This is a genomic window from Bryocella sp. (genome assembly GCF_058498515.1).
The window spans coordinates 13776-31676 of record NZ_JBMHYI010000002.1; the positions used below are offsets into that span (position 1 = coordinate 13776).

The 17901-nt window shown below is 62.5% G+C and carries 15 protein-coding genes; 10 read left to right on the plus strand and 5 right to left on the minus strand.

The genetic code is table 11. From position 1 onward, the window contains the following. The first annotated feature begins 216 nt into the window (after positions 1-216). Both gap and AC5E6W_RS00480 read left to right on the plus strand, forming a co-directional pair. A complete protein-coding gene (gene gap, locus AC5E6W_RS00475) occupies positions 217-1221 on the plus strand; it encodes a type I glyceraldehyde-3-phosphate dehydrogenase (RefSeq protein ID WP_491750285.1) in 1005 nt (334 codons plus the stop codon). A gap of 198 nt (positions 1222-1419) precedes the next feature. Next, positions 1420-1926 carry a helix-turn-helix transcriptional regulator gene (locus AC5E6W_RS00480; RefSeq protein ID WP_491750286.1) on the plus strand — a complete coding sequence of 169 codons (507 nt, stop codon included), beginning with the start codon at positions 1420-1422 and terminating at the stop codon, positions 1924-1926. A gap of 221 nt (positions 1927-2147) precedes the next feature. Here AC5E6W_RS00480 and AC5E6W_RS00485 read toward each other — a convergent pair whose 3' ends face one another. Together AC5E6W_RS00485 and AC5E6W_RS00490 are read right to left on the minus strand one after the other, a co-directional pair. Further along, positions 2148-2807 carry a DUF6629 family protein gene (locus AC5E6W_RS00485; RefSeq protein ID WP_491750287.1) on the minus strand — a complete coding sequence of 220 codons (660 nt, stop codon included), beginning with the start codon at positions 2805-2807 and terminating at the stop codon, positions 2148-2150. 110 nt (positions 2808-2917) lie between these two features. Beyond that, positions 2918-6388 carry a carboxypeptidase-like regulatory domain-containing protein gene (locus tag AC5E6W_RS00490; RefSeq protein ID WP_491750288.1) on the minus strand — a complete coding sequence of 1157 codons (3471 nt, stop codon included), beginning with the start codon at positions 6386-6388 and terminating at the stop codon, positions 2918-2920. A gap of 380 nt (positions 6389-6768) precedes the next feature. Here AC5E6W_RS00490 and AC5E6W_RS00495 point away from each other — a divergent pair, with 380 nt between their 5' ends. Continuing rightward, positions 6769-7203: a RidA family protein gene (locus AC5E6W_RS00495; protein ID WP_491750289.1), complete on the plus strand. Its 435-nt coding sequence runs from the start codon at positions 6769-6771 to the stop codon at positions 7201-7203. A 114-nt stretch (positions 7204-7317) separates the two neighbouring features. Beyond that, entirely contained in the window at positions 7318-8529 is a 1212-nt protein-coding gene (locus AC5E6W_RS00500; protein ID WP_491750290.1) for a phosphoglycerate kinase, read from the plus strand. Here AC5E6W_RS00500 and AC5E6W_RS00505 read toward each other — a convergent pair whose 3' ends face one another. After that, positions 8530-8877: a four helix bundle protein gene (locus AC5E6W_RS00505; protein WP_491750291.1), complete on the minus strand. Its 348-nt coding sequence runs from the start codon at positions 8875-8877 to the stop codon at positions 8530-8532. 214 nt (positions 8878-9091) lie between these two features. Here AC5E6W_RS00505 and tpiA point away from each other — a divergent pair, with 214 nt between their 5' ends. After that, on the plus strand, positions 9092-9844 hold the full coding sequence (tpiA, locus tag AC5E6W_RS00510; RefSeq protein WP_491750292.1) for a triose-phosphate isomerase: 753 nt from the start codon (positions 9092-9094) through the stop codon (positions 9842-9844). Between the two features lie 136 nt (positions 9845-9980). On the opposite strand, the gene lepB is transcribed toward tpiA, so the two are convergent. Next, positions 9981-10592, minus strand: a complete 612-nt coding sequence (gene lepB, locus AC5E6W_RS00515; RefSeq protein ID WP_491750293.1) for a signal peptidase I — start codon at positions 10590-10592, stop codon at positions 9981-9983. Between the two features lie 149 nt (positions 10593-10741). Next, a complete protein-coding gene (locus AC5E6W_RS00520; protein ID WP_491750294.1) occupies positions 10742-11785 on the minus strand; it encodes a serine hydrolase in 1044 nt (347 codons plus the stop codon). 117 nt (positions 11786-11902) lie between these two features. Here AC5E6W_RS00520 and murQ point away from each other — a divergent pair, with 117 nt between their 5' ends. The 5 genes from murQ (at position 11903) to murA (ending at position 17879) form a co-directional block, all read left to right on the plus strand. After that, positions 11903-12856, plus strand: a complete 954-nt coding sequence (gene murQ / locus AC5E6W_RS00525) for an N-acetylmuramic acid 6-phosphate etherase (protein ID WP_491750295.1) — start codon at positions 11903-11905, stop codon at positions 12854-12856. A 60-nt stretch (positions 12857-12916) separates the two neighbouring features. After that, on the plus strand, positions 12917-14170 hold the full coding sequence (locus AC5E6W_RS00530) for a glycosyltransferase 87 family protein (RefSeq protein WP_491750296.1): 1254 nt from the start codon (positions 12917-12919) through the stop codon (positions 14168-14170). A 153-nt stretch (positions 14171-14323) separates the two neighbouring features. Beyond that, positions 14324-14740, plus strand: coding sequence for a hypothetical protein (locus AC5E6W_RS00535; protein WP_491750297.1), 417 nt, complete (start codon positions 14324-14326; stop codon positions 14738-14740). A gap of 133 nt (positions 14741-14873) precedes the next feature. Beyond that, complete coding sequence (locus AC5E6W_RS00540) at positions 14874-16451, plus strand: hypothetical protein (protein ID WP_491750298.1); 1578 nt, start codon at positions 14874-14876, stop codon at positions 16449-16451. A 126-nt stretch (positions 16452-16577) separates the two neighbouring features. Further along, positions 16578-17879 carry a UDP-N-acetylglucosamine 1-carboxyvinyltransferase gene (gene murA, locus AC5E6W_RS00545; protein WP_491750299.1) on the plus strand — a complete coding sequence of 434 codons (1302 nt, stop codon included), beginning with the start codon at positions 16578-16580 and terminating at the stop codon, positions 17877-17879. The last annotated feature ends 22 nt before the right edge of the window (positions 17880-17901 follow it).

A 17901-nucleotide genomic window follows, 5' to 3' on the forward strand; every position in this document is an offset into this window, starting at 1 on the left:
AGCTGGTGCAACCTCCTTGACACCCCTTCGGGACCCATTCGAGACCCATTCGGTCCCTTCCAGTGCCCGTTTTGGACACCGTTTGCCCTCGATTCACGTTTGCGGCGCACAATCGCGCTTTGATAGCGTTAAAGAGTTGCAACGTCTCCGCAAACCGTCCCTCTCCAAGCCGCACCGTCGCGGCTTCACACAACACACACGAGGTAAGGCACTCTCATGGCAGTAAAGGTTGGTATCAACGGCTTCGGCCGCATCGGTCGCAACGTCTTCCGCTCCGCGCTGGGCAACCCCGACATCGAGTTCGTCGCCGTCAACGACCTGACCACGCCGGCCACGCTGGCGCACCTGCTCAAGTACGACTCGATCCTCGGCAATCTCAAGAACGAAATCTCCGCCACCGAGGACTCCATCATCGTCGACGGCAAGGCCATCAAGGTCTTCGCCCAGCGCGACCCCGCACAGCTCGATTGGGCCTCGGTCGGCGCTGAGATCGTCGTCGAGTCCACCGGCTTCTTCACCGACGCCACCAAGGCCAAAGCGCACCTTGGATCCACCGTCAAGAAGGTCATCATCTCCGCACCCGCCACCAACGAGGACATCACCCTCGTCCTCGGCGTCAACCAGGCCAAGTACGACGCCGCGAAGCACAACGTCATCTCCAACGCCAGCTGCACCACCAACTGCCTTGCGCCCGTCGTCAAGGTCCTCCACGAAACCTTCGGCATCGCATCCGGCATCATGACCACGATCCACAGCTACACCAACGATCAGGTCATCCTCGACACGCCACACAAGGACCTGCGCCGCGCCCGCGCCGCTGCCCTGTCCATGATTCCCTCTTCGACCGGTGCCGCCAAGGCCCTCAAGCTCGTCATCCCGGAGATGGACGGCAAGCTCGACGGCTTCGCCATCCGCGTCCCGACCCCCAACGTCTCCGTCGTCGACCTCACCTTCGTCGCCGAAAAGCCCATCGACGTGAAGTCGATCAACGCCGCCCTCAAAGCCGCCAGCGAAGGCGAACTCAAGGGCATCCTCGGCTACACCGAGGAAGAGCTCGTCAGCTCCGACTTCAAGGGCAATGCCCTCTCTTCCATCGTCGACTCCAAGCTCACCAAGGTCGTCGGCAACACCGGCAAGATCATCAGCTGGTACGACAACGAATGGGGCTACTCCAACCGCGTCAAGGACCTCATCCTCTTCCTCGTGGAAAAGGGCCTGTAGTCAGCTAAGGCCAAGCCTGAACTATTCGCTCAGGCTTGGCCTTAGGTCTATCACTCCTCTGAGCGAAGTCGAATGGGCATCTGCCTATCTGTTCGCAGTTGCTTTTCCTTCTTTGTCATTCCCGGAGGAACTCCGCGTCTTCTCCGTCCGGTACCGCTGCAAGCTCCGCACAATACACTCCAAGATCAGCGGGACTCCATGGAGAAACAAGCTTCGTTACCTCTGGTCACGCTGCAGCTACTAACCGAGACAGAAATCGATGCCGTTCTGCTCGGCCTCTGCCAAATCGAACTAGACGATGACTCGCCCCTGGCTCCCGCCGCAGAAGCGTTGATCAAACGCCTCGTGGCAACACTTCCGCCGCCCGTCGGATCTAAAGCAAGGAAGCGCAAAGCCAGCGCGCCTGCATCTTCCAACAGTCTCGCCACAGAGATTCATACAGCCATCCTGAACGAACACAGCCTTTGCATCGCCTACAGCGACCGAAAGGGCTCGGACACTCGGCGCAATATTTGGCCCATCGAGTTCTACCCGCACGATGAAGAGGACGGCGTCGTCCTCGCCTGGTGCGAAACCCGCCAAGACTTTCGCAACTTCCGCACCGATCGAATCCGCTCCATGGAAACGCTGGCCCCCTATCCCGTCAGGCGTCAACTGCTGCTGGCAAGATGGGCCGCACAGCAAGTGGGAAACGACGACTACTAGCTGAACAGGATCCGCAATTCCTTGCCTGGCCACAACTCAGGCTCGGGAGTTCTTACCTCAGGGAAAAGGCCCATTTCATCGCGTCCAGTCCACCGGCCTCAAACGCCAAATCAGATCGGGGGCTCCTATGGACAAACCTGTCCCGATCGACACCCACGGTGAGACGTGCGGCCCGAACCCACTTCGTCACGAAGGAACCGTCTGCATTCAGAGTCGAGCGTTCACGCAAACGTATACCCGAACGGCCGCTTCCACCGGCTCCGCCAGAAGCTCGCCAGGATGATCACGCTCGCCACCGCCGCATACGCGCACCACACGCTCGTGAACGCATACCGTTTCACCGCCATCACGATCAGCACGAGCGCCAGGTTCGCCGTGCCGAACAGGATCATGTCCCGCCGGTCTGAGAAGAACAGCGACCCGCACGTGGCGATCACATACAGCACCGCAACGGTCGTGAAATTCGTCATCGGGTTGATGTACACGATGCTGTTCTCCCGGACGAATACCTGGGTCGGATAGGCCGCCAGTGCCCACAGCGTGTAGAGCGTCAGGCATACGCCCAGCACGACGAACGGCATCATGCGCCGCCTCCGCTGGAACGTCCTCTCGACCAGCATCACGCTCAGCGGGATCAGCGCCGGCAGCAGACCCTGCGCATACAGCATGAAGGCTGCTCCCATGTTGTGCGCCACCTTCTCGGACATGTACCCGTCCAGCCCCAGCCACACGAAGCCCTCGATGAACTGGTGCGCCGCAAACAGGACCGGCAGCGACGCAAACATGAGCTCGCGGCGGTTCTTCACTTGCACGAGCGTGGCCACGCCAAGTCCGGCGAGAACGCCACTGCCGACAAAGTTGGCTGTTGCGGAAAAGCACATCGTCGAAGTCGCTCCCATTGTCCCGAAGGAACCTTGATCATATCGAACCACTCCCGCAGAAATGACGAAAGGCCCGCCATAGCGGGCCTTTCGTTTAGTCTGTACCCACGTTAGAAGGTGATGCGACCACCGAACTGCAGGATGCGGTTCGGAGCAGCGGCAGTGATCTTGCTGAAGTTGCCCGACGACAGCGTGGCCGTTGGGTTATTCAGGCTGACCATGTTGAAGGCGTTGGTAGCCTCCGCGCGAAACTCGAAGCCCGTGCCGTGCGGAAGTTTGAAGTCACGCTCCAAGGCCATGTCGATATCCCGGAAGCCCGGCCCGACGAGGAAGTCGCGCGGCACGTTGCCGTCCGCACCACCAGGCCCAATGCCGAGGCCAGGGCCATTCGGCGTGAATGCCGCGATATTGAACCACCCGGAGTTCGCAATCGTGAAGCGGTTGCGGTGCTTGTCGAGCACGATCGGAACCGTCGGAACCAGGTTCGGGCGGTCATTGTTGTAACCGTCCAGGTTCTTGTCCGAGCCCGTCGTGATGTTGAACGGCGTTCCGCTGTTGAAGAACGAAATCGCCGACAGTTTCCAGCCATTGGAGAGGTTCTTCAGCAGGAAGCTTTCGCCGCGGTAGTAGTCGATCTTGTACACACCCGAGATCGACGACGTATTCCGCTTGTCGTTGTCGGAAGGTCCACGCTCTTCGTTCAGGGCGCTGTAGTTCTGCGCGGTCGAAATGCCGATCGCGCTCGAGTTGGCGCTCCACAGCGAGTGACTCCAGACGTAGTAGCCATTGATAAGGAAGTGGCTGGTCAGCGACTTATGCGCCGACACCTGCAGCGAGTTGTAGTTCGCCGTCTGGTTGGACGTAATAAAAATCACCTGTCCCAGCGCGCCGTTGTTGTTGTATGGGCGACGGGCCGTGATGCTGCTCTGGCTCGATGACGCTCCCGCAGCGTACACCGGGTTGTTGGCGTCGACACCATTCGCCACATGGCGAACGAAGTTGCCCACATACGCGGTCTGCAAACTGATGCCCCACGGCATCTGTTGCTCCACCGCTGCGTTCAACTGGTACGCCACCGGCCATTTGTACTTCGGATCGATCGCCTCCACCGCCGCTGCCGGAAGGAAGCGAGGCGCGGTCGGGTTATACGTGTACGGGAACGGATCGCCCGTCGGGAACGACTGGGCATTGCCGTAGATATTGCTGAAGGACGTGATCGACTGGAACGTCTGGCGGATCGCGAACGGCTGTGCATTGGCGGGCTGGTTCCACTCATTCCCCGAGACGCTGCCGAAGAACATACCAGCGCCCGCACGGACTGCAGTCTTACCATTGCCGAACGGGTCGTACACCAGGCCGAGACGCGGCGAGAGGTGATCCTTCGACGTCTGCGCGATACCACGCGAAATGCCCTTGTCGCCCGGGAACACGACTCCCAGAGGAGCCGAAGGAACGACGGTGGACTGCTGGCCAGGAACAAAGCCCGCAGTCAGGTTCTGAGACTCCACCGGGGCCTGCTCAATGTCATAGCGCAGGCCAAGGTTTGCCGTCAGCCGGGGTGTGATCTTCCACGCGTCTTGAAGGAAGCCAGCGCCGAAGAAGTAGCTCGTGAGCGAGTGGTACGGCGTGTCCTGCTCCATCGACGCGACCAGGCCGGCGATATAGTCGGCCATCGCGCTGTTCTTCGTGGAGGTCGGACCCGACGTCTGGAAGTTGAAGACGCCGAAGTTGTACAGATTGCCCTGCACCGCGTCCTTCTCCAACGAGAATTCGCCGCCGACATTCAACGCGTGGTGGCCAACCGTAAACGTGAACACATCGCGCAGGCCATAGAAGTTCGTGTTGCTTACAGGACCGGCAAGCGAGCCACCAGCGCTGAAGCCCGATGAGATCGCCAACTGCGGAAGAGCCTTCGGCCCCTGGATCGTAAAGTTCGATCCGAAGGAGCTCAGGTCCGTTGCAGGAAGGTTGATACGGCCGCCGGCGACCCGCGTGACCGTGAGCCAGACCTGGTTGGCCTTCGTGGAGCCGATCGTGTGAACGTCGCTGATATTCAAATCCTGCTGGCGCGCGTTCGATTGGTTGACCATGTACGGAATATTGCCGCCGCCATAGGCGCCGCTCACCGACTTGATCGTGAAGTAGCTTCCGAACAGGTGATCGTTCTTGCCAATCTGCTGGTCGTACTTGCCGAGGTATTCATCCTCCGTGGTCGGCGTAGTGTAAGCGCCGGTGTAGCCCTCGAGGAAGTTTGTACAGTCGTTCGGATTTCCGTCCGTCACGACGTTGGGGTTCGTGATCGTTGAGTTCTTTACGCAGACGTTCGTGTTCGGCAACGGAACCAACTTCGCCGTCAAATTCGCAGCCGTTGCATCGAGGCTTGCTTGCGGAATGCACCCAGCTGTTGAAGCGAGGCAGTTGGTGGAGCTGTTCGTTCCCGTCCAAACTGTGCTCGTCGATGGATTGTTCGGCCTCACCGGCGACTTCGTGAAGTCGCCCTGCCGCTCGATCGGCGTCGGCACAATGCCGCCCGTCAGCAACTGGCCGCTGGTTTGACGTAGTCCGCCGTAGCTGAAGAAGAAGAACGCACGATCGCGCTTAATAGGACCGCCAACCGTCACACCATACTGGTTGCGGTGCAGCGGAAGACGAATTTGGGTCGTCGGGTTCTGCGCACCGGTCGGCACCCAGGAATAGTCATTCAGCGCCGTGTTGCGGATGAACTCGAACACCGAGCCATGGAAGGAATTCGTACCTGACTTAGTGACGGCCGTGACCACCGCGCCGGACATACGGCCGTACTGCGCCGCGAAGTTGCTGGTCTCCACTCGGAACTCTTCCAGCGCGTCGGGATTGGGCAGAGCGTTGCCGTAGTTGCGCAGGCCCGTCATGTTGAAGCCGCCATCCAGGTAGAAGCTCACCATCGGCACGCCGCCGTCGATGCCGCCATTCACGATCACCTGCGTCGATGGAACACCGATAACGAAGTTCGGTGTGCCATTCGGGTTGGTCTGCGAGCTGGCGCTGTTGGACTGCACGCCGGGCGTCAGCGTGAGTTCGGTGTACGCATTGCGGTTCACCAGCGGAAGGTTGTTGATCTCGTCCGGCGAAATCGTGCGACCCAGCGTCTCCGACGAGACGTTCACCAGCGGTGGCGCCGTCGTCACTGTGATCGTCTCATCGATCGCGCCCACCGTCAGCGCAGGGTTATACGACTGCGTCGTGTCCACGCTAACCACGATGTTCTTCTGCAGTGTCTTCTTGAAACCGTTGGCCGCGACTTCGACCGAGTAATTGCCGACCGGAAGATAAGGCAGCGTGTAGTTGCCGGCCGAATCGCTCACCGTCGAGCGCGCGAAGCCGGTCTCGCTGTTGACGGCCTTCACCGCCGCGCTGGGAACAACCGCCCCTTGGCTATCACTGACAGTTCCGGCGATCGTGCCGGTAATCTGCTGCGCCAGCGCTGTCGTCGCACCAAACATCAGTGCGAGGGTGCAAAGCACGAATCCCACCCAGCTCACTGGCCGGAAATGTTCATACCGCACGGCCTGTGCCGCGCTCTCACCGGAGGGCTTCGCCATTGCGAATGTCTCCCGGAACCTTATTTTGTTTGAAGATAGAACCATTTACGTACAGCCTCCCCAAGATAATTACTGCCTCGTTCAAACTTCAGCGCAATCCCATGTCTTGTTTGCGAAGCGAGAAGAAGCTAAGCGTTTGTCCCGCACATGGTCAAGCAGAAACTTTCCCCGCTCAAGCGCTCTTACATCTCTCCAAATTGGTAAGACAAAAGGTAGCGCTAAAGAAGAAATCCAAAGCCTGCTCAGGGTCCTCTCACGTCCAGCACCGAGCCCACCGCATCGTGGCCACAAACTGAAGCCATGATCTCCAGCCCTCGAGCTCCGGCAGGATTCCTCCCTGCAAAACGATCGTGCCGCCTCACCCGATACAATCCACCATCATGGATACCTCGCAGCTTCTCCCCCGCACGAATATCCCCGGAGCTTCCCCCTACGAGCCCGTCATCGGCTTCTCCCGAGCGGTGCGCATTGGCAACGTGGTGCACGTCTCGGGCACCGGCCCGGTGGGAGCCGAAGACATGGCCGCCGCCGAACAGACCCGGCACGTCCTCAAGATCATCGAGGGAGCGCTGCACCAGGCCGGCGCGACCTTCGCCGACGTCGTCCGCACACGCATCTACCTCGCCAAGACCGAAGACTGGGAGGCCGTCGGCCGCGCCCATGGCGAGTTCTTCGGCAGCATTCGCCCGGCCGCGACCATGGTCGGAGCCAAACTCCTGAACCCCCTCTGGGCCGTCGAAATCGAGGCCGAAGCGGTCGTTCCCGAGGGCCGACCCCTGCCCGAGCCCGAAAAGGCCCTTCCTGCCCCCGAATAGCCCTATTTAGCCGGTACGGGCGACCGCCCACAGGCCGCCCGTCCACCGTTTTTCTCCCCGCCAACGTTCCACTTCTTCGTCTATCCGCCGCGACTCGGGTATGCTTGCTTCGAAATGAACAAACTGTCTATCCGAGATCTCGATTTGGCGGGCAAGCGCGTCTTCATCCGTGTCGACTTCAACGTTCCCCTCTCCAAAGAAGGGCAAATCACCGACGACACCCGGATCCGCGAGACGATCCCGACCATCGAGTACGCCCTGCGCCGCAAAGCGCGCGTGATCCTGGCGGCTCACCTCGGCCGTCCCAAGGGCAAGCGAGTCGACTCGATGAGCCTGCGCCCCGTCGTCGACCGCTTGCGCCGGCTCCTGGACGCCGTCCTGGACGAAGAAGCCAACGTGGCCTTCTCGCCGGACTGCGTCGGCCCCATCGCAGAGGAACTCGCCGACAACCTCGAGCCCGGCCAGACGCTGCTGCTCGAAAACCTCCGCTTCCACCCCGAAGAGGAAGCCAACGATCCTGCCTTCGCCGCGCAGCTCGCCAAGCTCTGCGACGTCTACGTGAACGATGCCTTCGGCGCCGCCCATCGCGCCCACGCCTCCACCGAAGGCATCACGCACCACGTCGCCCAGTCCGCCACCGGCCTGCTGATGGAGAAGGAACTCGACTACCTCGGCCGCGCCGTCGGCGACCCCAATCGTCCCTTCGTCGCCATCATCGGCGGCGCCAAGGTCTCGGACAAGATCGAGGTCATCAACTCCCTGCTCAGCAAGGTCGATGCCCTGCTCATCGGCGGGGCCATGGCCTACACCTTCCTCAACGCGAAGGGCCAGACCACCGGCAAGAGCCTGGTGGAGATGGACAAGCTCGACGTCGCGCGAGCCGCGATGGCGAAGGCCGAAGCCCGCGAGGTGAAGTTCCTCCTGCCCGTCGACCACGTGCTCGCCAACAAATTCGCCGCCGACGCCAAGACCCAGATCTTCTCCGGCGACGGTCCCTTCCCTGAAGACTGGATGGCGCTCGACATCGGCCCCGAAACCATCAAGCTCTTCGCAGCCGAAATCGCCGACGCGGTCACCATCGTGTGGAACGGCCCCATGGGTGTCGCCGAGCTCACGCCCTTTGCCAAGGGCACCAACGCCGTCGCCAAGGCCATCGCGAAGAACGAGGACTGCATCTCGATTGTGGGCGGCGGAGACTCGGTAGCCGCGCTCCACAACTCCGGCGTGGCCGACAAGATCAGCCACATCTCCACCGGCGGCGGAGCCTCGCTCGAGTTCCTCGAAGGCAAGGTCCTGCCAGGTGTGGCGGCGCTGACCGACAAGTAGTCAGAAGGTGCGCAGGAGGCCGAAGATAATCCTGCGCACTTCACTCACCTGCTCGGTCAGACCATCACAAGCTTCGGCATCCCAGTAGCCAAGATCTCCAGCAAGCATAACGAGATATTCCAGCTCATTGCATCCCGAGGCCGCTTTGCGCAGGTCCGTCGAGAACTCGCCATTGTTCGGACGACCAGCTCCCTCGGCAATCTGCATTGCGATACCCATAGCGCCCCGACGTAGCTGCATCGTGACTCCGAAAGTCTCCTCTCGCGGAAACGACGCCGTCTGCTGATAAAGCTTCAACACCAGCGCGTGCGCCTTCTGCCACGCGACGACCTTGCGAAAGTCCTGCATCTCATACCTCTCAACATGTTTCGAGATTCAGTTGCCAGCTGCCAGTCTGCCAGATCTCAACTGGTAACTGGCAAACTGGGATCTGGCGTCTGGGACCTTCGCCCTACGGGCCTCGCCCCGGACACCCGATTAGCGACCGCATCCCTTGTCAGCTCTCCATCGCCAAACGTAGCCTCAAAGGGTCGACTCTCGAGCGAAGGAAGACCTTCACCCCATGCGCAAACCCGTAATCGCCGGCAACTGGAAGATGTACAAAACCCCGCAGGAGTCGCTCGCCTACCTCGAAGCGTTTCTCCCGCTGGTCGCCGGCCACACGCGCGATGAGATCTTCCTCTTCCCGTCGATTACCTCCCTCAGCGCGGCACTGGACGCTACTTCGGGCAGCAACGTTCGCGCCGGCGCGCAGACGATGCATTGGCTCAACGAAGGCGCCTTCACCGGCGAGACTTCGCCTGCCATGCTCAACGCACTCGGCTGCGGGCACGTCCTGCTCGGCCACTCCGAGCAGAGGCTCTACTTCGGCGAAACCTACGAGCGCGTCAACCTCAAGTTCAAGGCCGCGGTCACGCACGGCCTCACCCCCATCGTCTGCATCGGCGAGCAGCTCTCCGAGCGCGAGGACGGCAAAACCGAGGAGGCGCTGCGCCGGCAGGTCAACACCCTGCTGCGCAACGTCACGCCCGCGGAAGGCAAGCACCTGATCCTCGCCTACGAGCCCATCTGGGCCATCGGCACCGGCCGCACCGCCACGCCGGACGTCGCGCAGGCGGCCCACCAGATCGTGCGCGACGAGCTCGCCGCCTGCTGTGGCGCGGAGCTCGCCGCCGTAACCCGCATCCTTTACGGGGGCTCCGTCAAGCCGGACAACATCGACACCCTGATGAGTGAGCCCGACATCGACGGAGCTCTGGTCGGCGGAGCTTCGCTCGACCCCCACAGCTTCGCAAAAATTTTGAAGTACGAGTAGCCAGTGCAATCGATCTAAGACGCCTCTGCACACGTCCCGCTTTGTCAGGGCGCGACTTCAGTCCCGCCATCAGGGTCGCGGCAACGTTGCGGCTTCAGCCCACTGAGAGAATGTTCGAAACTCGATCAGACCTGGCCTAGCGCACGATCCCAGCCTGGTCCACCGGCCAGTACACAAACGCAGCCCGGCCATAGATCAGCCCGCGCGGCACCGTGCCAAAGTCCCGGCTGTCGCTCGAGATCGAGCGATGGTCGCCCATGACGAAGTACTCCCCTGGCGCCACGGTCATCTCCGGTTGCGAACGATCGTCCGCAAACCTTCCCGGAACGTACGGCTCTTTCAGCCGAACTCCGTTGACGTACACCCGTCCGTGCTCGATCCGCAGGTCGTCGCCCGGCAACGCGATGACGCGCTTGATATAGCTCTTCGTGTGGTCGTTCGGATACAGGAACACCACCACGTCGCCGCGATGGATGCTGTCGAAGCGATACGCAAACTTGTTGATGAACAGCCGGTCCTGGTCCTCCAGCACCGGCAGCATGCTCGTCCCCTCCACCCGTACCGGCTGGTAGAGGAACAGGATGATGAACACCGAGATCGCCACCGCAATCACCAGGTCGCGCGTCCACGCGCGCCAGCCACCAGCCTGCGCCCGCACCACGTCCTGAATCGACTCGTCGCGAGCCGCCTTGCGTGTCTCTGTCTCGGCCGGGGTGTTTACCGGATCCCCGGGAGTCTGCTCTTCCATCGTTTCCTGTTGCTCGCTCTCGATCATCGCCAGATGAGGTGCCGTCCTGCTCTCAGGACGACTCCCCGTTACCGCTTTCGCGCGGGGAACCTACTCGGTTAATGTAGACGATCCATAGAGAGTTTCGGCTCACCCGCTCCCCCAGTGCCTCACTTTGGCGCAAACGCTCCACCCGGCTCAAGATCCAATCCCGGCACAAGATACTTGTCATCGATGCCCGCTGGCGACCACGCGGTGACCACCGCCTTCGCAATCTTCGCGACCAGTACCTCGGCCGTGTTGTCCACCGTCCAGCTCTGATCCTTGTTGTCGTGCGTGAAGATCGAGAGCACGATCGGCCCGGTCTTCCCAGCCACAATCGCCACATCGTTGCGCACCGCATTCAGCGAGCCCGTCTTGCTCGCAATCCCGCTGCCATGCTCGCTGGTGTCCACCGTGTCCAGGTACCGCGGCACGGTCGTCCGGTAGAACTGGCTGGAGAGCATGTGAAGAGCGACCTTGCAGACCGCACGGTCCTGCTCGTCGACCGGCCCAAAGGCCTCTTTGCCCGCAGCATCAGCCAAACCCTGCGGATGCAGCTCACACCGGCCGATCGTCTCCATTAGGATCGCCATCTCGCGCGGCGTCGTCTTGCCCAGGCCGAACTTCGGCTGATCCGCCGGCATCGTCCCCACGGCGGGCTTGCCGATCCGCTTGTACAGCCACGTATTCTTCAGCCCCAGCTGCGTCATCCGCCGGTTCACAGCGTCAACACCGAACCGGTCAATCGCCAGGTCCGTCGCCGAGTTGTCGCTCACGATCACCATCAGCGACAGCACATCCTTCAGCGTCAGCGTCATCGGCGCGTCGAAGAACTGCAGGAACCCCGACCCGCCCACCGTGTAGTTCGCCGGAACCGGTATCTTCTCGTCCCAGTGCGCCTTGCCCTCGCGCACCTCGATGATCGCCTCGTACAAAATGCCCAGCTTGATCACCGAAGCCGTCTGCACCGGCTCATCGGCGTTCAGCGCGATGGTCGTTCCAGTGTTCAGCTGGCGCGCATACACGCCCACCTTGCCCTGGTGGGAGGCAGCCAAAGCCTCGACATCAGCCTGCACTGCGCTAGCCTGACCCTGCGCAGCCAAAGCCGCTCCTGTCAGGCAGGCCATCACCCCAGGCGTCAGCCAGCGCATCCACTTTGTAAGGCGGTTCAACGTTTGATCCTCCAATACCTTCGCCGGATGACGACCCCGGGCATTCCCCGGGCAGTTTCCCATGATGGAATGAGCTAGAATGAGCCCAGTACCATTTAGGCTATGGCCACGCTCACCATGTCATCTCCGACAGCTCTTGATCCACAAGGCGCGAGTAAATCGGCCGACCTTCAGAGTCTCACGACCGAGCAGCTGAACGAAGCCGCCCATGGTCTCGACACCAAGTCGGCCATTGAGATCGCGCGCATCATCAATCAGGACGACGCCAAGGTCGCCGCAGCGGTCAAAAAGGCCCTGCCCGAGATCGCCATGGTGATCGACACGGTCGCTCGCTGCCTTCGCGACGGCGGCCGGCTGATCTACGTCGGCGCCGGCAGCTCAGGCCGCATCGCAGCCCTCGACGCCTCCGAGTGCCCGCCGACCTTCTCCACCGCGCCGCAGCAGGTCCAATACATCATGGCCGGCGGCCCCAAGGCCCTCGCCTCAGCCTCCGACGTCAACGAAGACTCCCCCGAGCTCGGGCAGCGTGACGTCGCCAAGCGCCGTCCCACCCGCAAGGACATCATCATCGGCGTCTCCGCCTCGGGCCGCACGCCGTACGTCATCGGAGCCACCGAATACGCCCGCGCTCGCGGAGCCCGCACCGCCGCCATCACCTGCAATCCGGACTCCGACCTCTCCCGCGTCGCCGACATCACCGTCTGCGCCGAAGTCGGCCCCGAGGTCGTCTCCGGCTCCACCCGCATGAAGGCCTCCACCGCCCAGAAGATGATCCTCAACATGATCACCACGGGCGCGATGACCCGCCTGGGCTACGTCTACGACAACCTCATGGTCAACGTGCACATGAAGAACGCCAAGCTCGTCGAGCGTGGCATCCGTGTGCTGATGAAGGTCTGCAACATCGACCGCGAGACCGCCATCCGGACCATCAAGTCCTCCGGCAAGTCGATCCCCATCGCCGTGGTCATGCTCAAGGCCAACGTCGACAAGATGGAAGCCGTCCGCCGCCTCCAGAAATCCGACGGCAACGTCCGCCTCGCCATCGAGGACTCCCGCCTGGAGCTGTAGCACCCGGTTCGGCAACCTCGAAGCCCCCGAGCAGGTGGACCGACGCCCGCATCCACAAGCGTGTCTCTCCCTCGAACCTGCAACATTAACTCGATCACCCGCCCCACCGCGTACCCTTTGGCTATGCCGTTCGCCGGGCGCTCGAGAGCCCTCCCCACCACAGTCGTCCTGCTCGTCTACACCGCCGCCGGCGTTGCCGCCCTGCTGTGGCTTGCCGCCTGGCTCGCGCCCCACAGCATCGTCTTCCCACCCGGCCCCAACTTCGTCGACATCACCGTCTACAAGGGTCGCTTCGCGCTCTACCACTCCGCCCGCTTCTTCACCTCGAAGGCATACTCCGGCTTCGCCTACCCCGCCGGTGCAGCAGTCATCTACGAGTTCCTCTACAAACTCCCCGCACCCGTCACCACCTTCCAGTACCTCGCCGCGGGCTGCGTGCTCACCGCCACCGGCATCGCCTTCTGGCTGCTCTCCCGCGTCGGTGCTCTTCGTCTCGCCGCGCCCCTAGCTCTCGCGCTATCGTTCCCTGTCGTCTTCCTCATCCAGCGCGGCAACATCGAGCTCATCCTTTGGGTCATCGTCGCCGCGGGCATCCTCTGCGCCTGGCGTGGGTGGTCGATCCCCGCCGCCATCCTCTTCGGCATCGGTTTCGCGATCAAGCTCTACCCCATCCTCCTGCTTGGCCTATTCCTGCGCCGCCGCCGCGACCTTCCCGCCTTCCTCATCGGCATCGTCACCGCGATCGTCGCCATGGGAGCCGCCATCGCTCACGCCGGTCCAACCTTCGCCATCGCCGGACAGGGCTTCTTCACCGACGTCAGCCGCTTCCAGACCCACTACGTCGATGCCGTCAGCAAGGTCGAGATCGCCTTCGACCATTGCCTCTTCTCGCCCTTCAAGTACCTCGCGGTCCTGCATCACACCAGCCCCGCTCCGTGGCGCGTCACGTACTACCTCGTCGCCGGCAGCGCCGCGCTGCTCCTCTTCCTCCGCGTGCGGACGCTTCCGTTCCTCAACGGCACAGTCTTCCTCGTTGCGGCGATGGTCTCGCTCCCACCCGTCTCCTTCTCCTACACGCTCATCCATCTCGAGCTGCCGCTGCTGCTCCTGATCTCGGCCCTCGTCAGCCGCCGTCCGCCCGCCAGCGGCATCCTCGCGCTGGCCCTTCTGCTCGCGCTCATGCTGCCTCTCCCCGCGCTAAGCTATCTCGGCATCACCCCCACCGGTCCGCTCGCCTCGGTCCTCATCGCCGCCGTTCTGCTCCTCACGGCCGTACAGCCCTGGCCCGCCGTCACACCGGCCGACGCAGCTTGAAGCGCCATCGAAAGAGATTTGTACGCGCACCCGGAACTCGTTACACAATGTGACCAGAAGCCCGCTCCGCGACCCGCAACATTCGTCCCCCGGAGTGTTTGATTGCACAGTAGGCAGCGAGATCCTCCCCGCGCTGCCAGGGAGTGTCGATCCATGAAGCGTATTCTCGTCTCCGCAGCTCTTCTCCTCAGCCTCACCGGCGCAGCCGCCTTCGCCCAGCAGGACGCACCGCCGCAGCAGGGCGATCGTCCCATGCATCACCGCCGCGCGGACCCCCAGCGTGAGGTCGCGCACCTCTCCAAGGTGCTCAACCTGACCCCTGACCAGTCCTCCAAGCTCGAGCCGATCCTTGCCAACCGCGATCAGCAACTGCAGGCCGTCTTCCAGAACCAGCAGCTCGCCCCGCAGGACCGCCGCGAGCAGATGAAGACCATCCACCAGACCACCGAGCAGCAGCTCGCCACCGTCCTCACGCCCGACCAGCTCCAGCAAATGAAGGCCATGCGCCACGACCACCGTGGACACGGCCAATGGGGCCAGCAGCAGCCCTCCGCTCCTCCCGCCGCCTGAACGCAACTCCTCACCAATTCGAGAGCGCCGCCTTCTCCCCGAAAGGCGGCGCTATTGACGTTGCGGGCCTCCGGAGATCCGGAGACCGGCCGCCACGTCTCGCCCTGGGCACCCCCTGCTTTACGATTGGTTGGTGACGAACAAGGAAAAGCACGGCCTGCATCGCCGCGACGCGTACTGGCTCATCTTCTGGTTCGTCGCAACGCTCGCGGAGTGCTCGCGTCTCACCTCCGGCCGTCAATTCTGGAGCGACGAGATCTTCGGCTGGATGCTCGCGCGCGATCCCTCACTGCACCACATGGTCGCCGCCTGGCGCATAGGTGCTGATGGCGGGGGCATCCTCTTCTACCTCATCGCCCGCACCTGGCTTCACCTTTTTGGCCAATCCGCCATGGCACTTCGCTTCCTCAACGCCTCCGCCATGGGACTGGGTATCGCCTTCGCCTGGGGCGCCGCCCGACGCTGGTATCGCCTGGAAGTGGTCGCGATTGCCATACCCCTCTGTTGGTTCACGGCCCACTCCGTCCTACAGCAACTGGCGATCGGCCGCTTCTACGGCCCACTGATCGCCGCCGTTGCAGCCGCCGTCTACACCTTCGCGTGGACCGCCCACAGCACTGCTCCGAAGACCAGTCACCTGGTCGCGACCTTCGCCGCGCACACGTTCCTCGTAGGAATCCATCCCTTCGGCCTGGTCTTCAGCGCACCGATCCTGACCGCAACGTTCCTCGCGGATCTCGCGCACCATAGGTTTCGGCCCGCGCTCTATCTGGCCGGGGTCGCCGGATGGTGGATGCTCATTCCTTCCCGCGCCGCTATGCTCGCATCCGCCGCAGTCGGCAAGCCCCACTTCTGGACCACGACTCCAATCCCCGCCGACCTTATCGATGCGCTGATCTTCTGGACCGATCAAATCCTGTACCTTGGGCTCTTTCTCATCTTCGCTCTTCTCCTACGCTTTGCCCTGCAACATTCCAGGGAGGCGTCGAAGCCGTCCGTTCCGTCCACCGGCGATCGAGATGCCATTCTCGCCGGCTTCGCGCTCATCGCAGTCATTCCCGCCCTTTGGCTCGTCTCGCAGCGCGGAACATCCTTCTTCGCCGACCGTTACCTCACTCCCACCATCGTTGGAGCCGCGCTGCTGCTTTGCGCGACCCTGCAGCGCCTCATCCCTGCGCAACGCACGCCTTGGCAAAATTGGCTCCTGGCCTTCGCCGTCTGCGCAACCTTTGGGGGCACGATCTACGGCGCGGTATGGGACATGCCGGCCTTCTTCGTCCTGCCACCCCACGCCTACACCTCAGCCATGAGCTCGCAGCTCCCACGAGACCTTCCTGTCGTCGTCGAACGGGTGGATGTCTTCGCCGAAAGCCGCGTTCTCGAACCTCAGGTCCAGCTCCGTTACCTACTCGACTGGGACACCGCCGTCGATCCCGCCGCGCCGCGGGGCGATGTCTCCGGCTATCACGAGATGGAAAACTGGAAGCGTGCGGGCTACTACGCCTCCAGCATCCAGGACTCTGCAGCGTTCCTCTCGTCCACCCCCGACTTTTTGGTCGTGTCCGATCCCGACAAACTCTGGTTCACCCGCAGGATCAAGAGCGATCCCGCCTTCGTGATCGACCGTGTCGGGACATTCCGCCGCGAGAAAGATACGGAGACTATCTGGCGCGTGCATCGCATCGAGAGAGTCCCCAGCGCGGGACGATAGGAGTCTTTCCCGCACGCGGACTGTGTTTGATCCCATGACACCCGCTCGCTAGCCCAGGGCCTTAACCCCGGAGGCACGTCTCCCCGATCTCCTTTTCCAAACCGTCCGCGCAGCTACACTTCTTGCATGGACAAGTTTGTCGTTCGCGGCGGCAATCCGCTGCTCGGTACCGTCAAAGTCTCTGGCGCAAAGAACTCCGCGCTGCCCTGCATGGCCGCGGCCATCCTCACCGAGGATGAGGTCGTCCTCGAAAACATCCCGCAGGTGCGCGACATCGAGACCGAGCGCAAGCTCCTTGAATCCATGGGCGCCGAAGTCGAACTCGGCTACGGCCGCGCCCAGCACCGCACCACCATCAAGTGCGCTGTGCTCTCCGACCCCGTCGCCAAGTACGAGATCGTCAAGACCATGCGTGCCTCATCGCTCGTGCTCGGCCCGCTCATCGCCCGCACCGGTATGGCTCGCGTCGCCATGCCCGGTGGCTGCGCCATCGGCGGCCGTCCTATCGACCTCCACATCAAGGGTCTCGAGTCCATGGGCGCCACCATCACCCAGGAGCACGGCTACCTCGAAGCCCGCAGCCCCGGCAACGGTTCCAACCGCCTCAAGGCCGCCCACATCGTCTTCGACAAGATCACCGTCACTGGCACCGAAGACCTCCTCATGGCCGCCGTGATGGCCGAAGGCGAGTCCCTCTTCGAGAACTGCGCCCGCGAGCCCGAGGTCACCGACCTCGCCGCCATGCTCAACTCCATGGGCGCGAAGATCGAAGGCGCCGGCACCTCAACGATGAAGATCACCGGCGTCGAGAAACTCCACGGCACGCGCCACCGCATCAACCCCGATCGCATCGAGGCCGGCACCTTCCTCATCGCAGGAGCCATCACCGGCGGCGACCTCATGGTTGATTGCCTCAACCCCGCGCATCAGGGCGCTCTGCTCTCCAAGCTCGAAGAATGCGGCGTCAAACTCGAGATCGGCGTCGACTCCATCCGCGTGCGTAGCGAAGGCGCACAAGCCCTCAAGGCCGCCGACATGATCACCGAAGAGTACCCCGGCTTCCCCACCGACATGCAGGCCCAGTACATGGCTCTCACAACCCAGTGCCAGGGCACCAGCACCATCACGGAGAACATCTTCGAGAACCGCTTCATGCACGTCTCGGAGCTCAACCGCATGGGCGCAAACATCAGCGTCAACGGCCGCACAGCGACCGTCCGCGGCGGCACCCCGCTGCAGTCCGCCGCCGTCATGTGCTCGGACCTCCGCGCCAGCGCAGCTCTAGTCCTCGCAGCCCTCGTAGCCGACGGCGAATCCATCCTCGACCGCGTCTATCACCTCGACCGCGGCTATGAGCGCATGGAAGAAAAACTCCGTGGCGTAGGTGCCCAGATCCGCCGCATGGGCGACGTCTTCGGTAAGAAGTAGCGCAACGACTTTCCTCGTCACT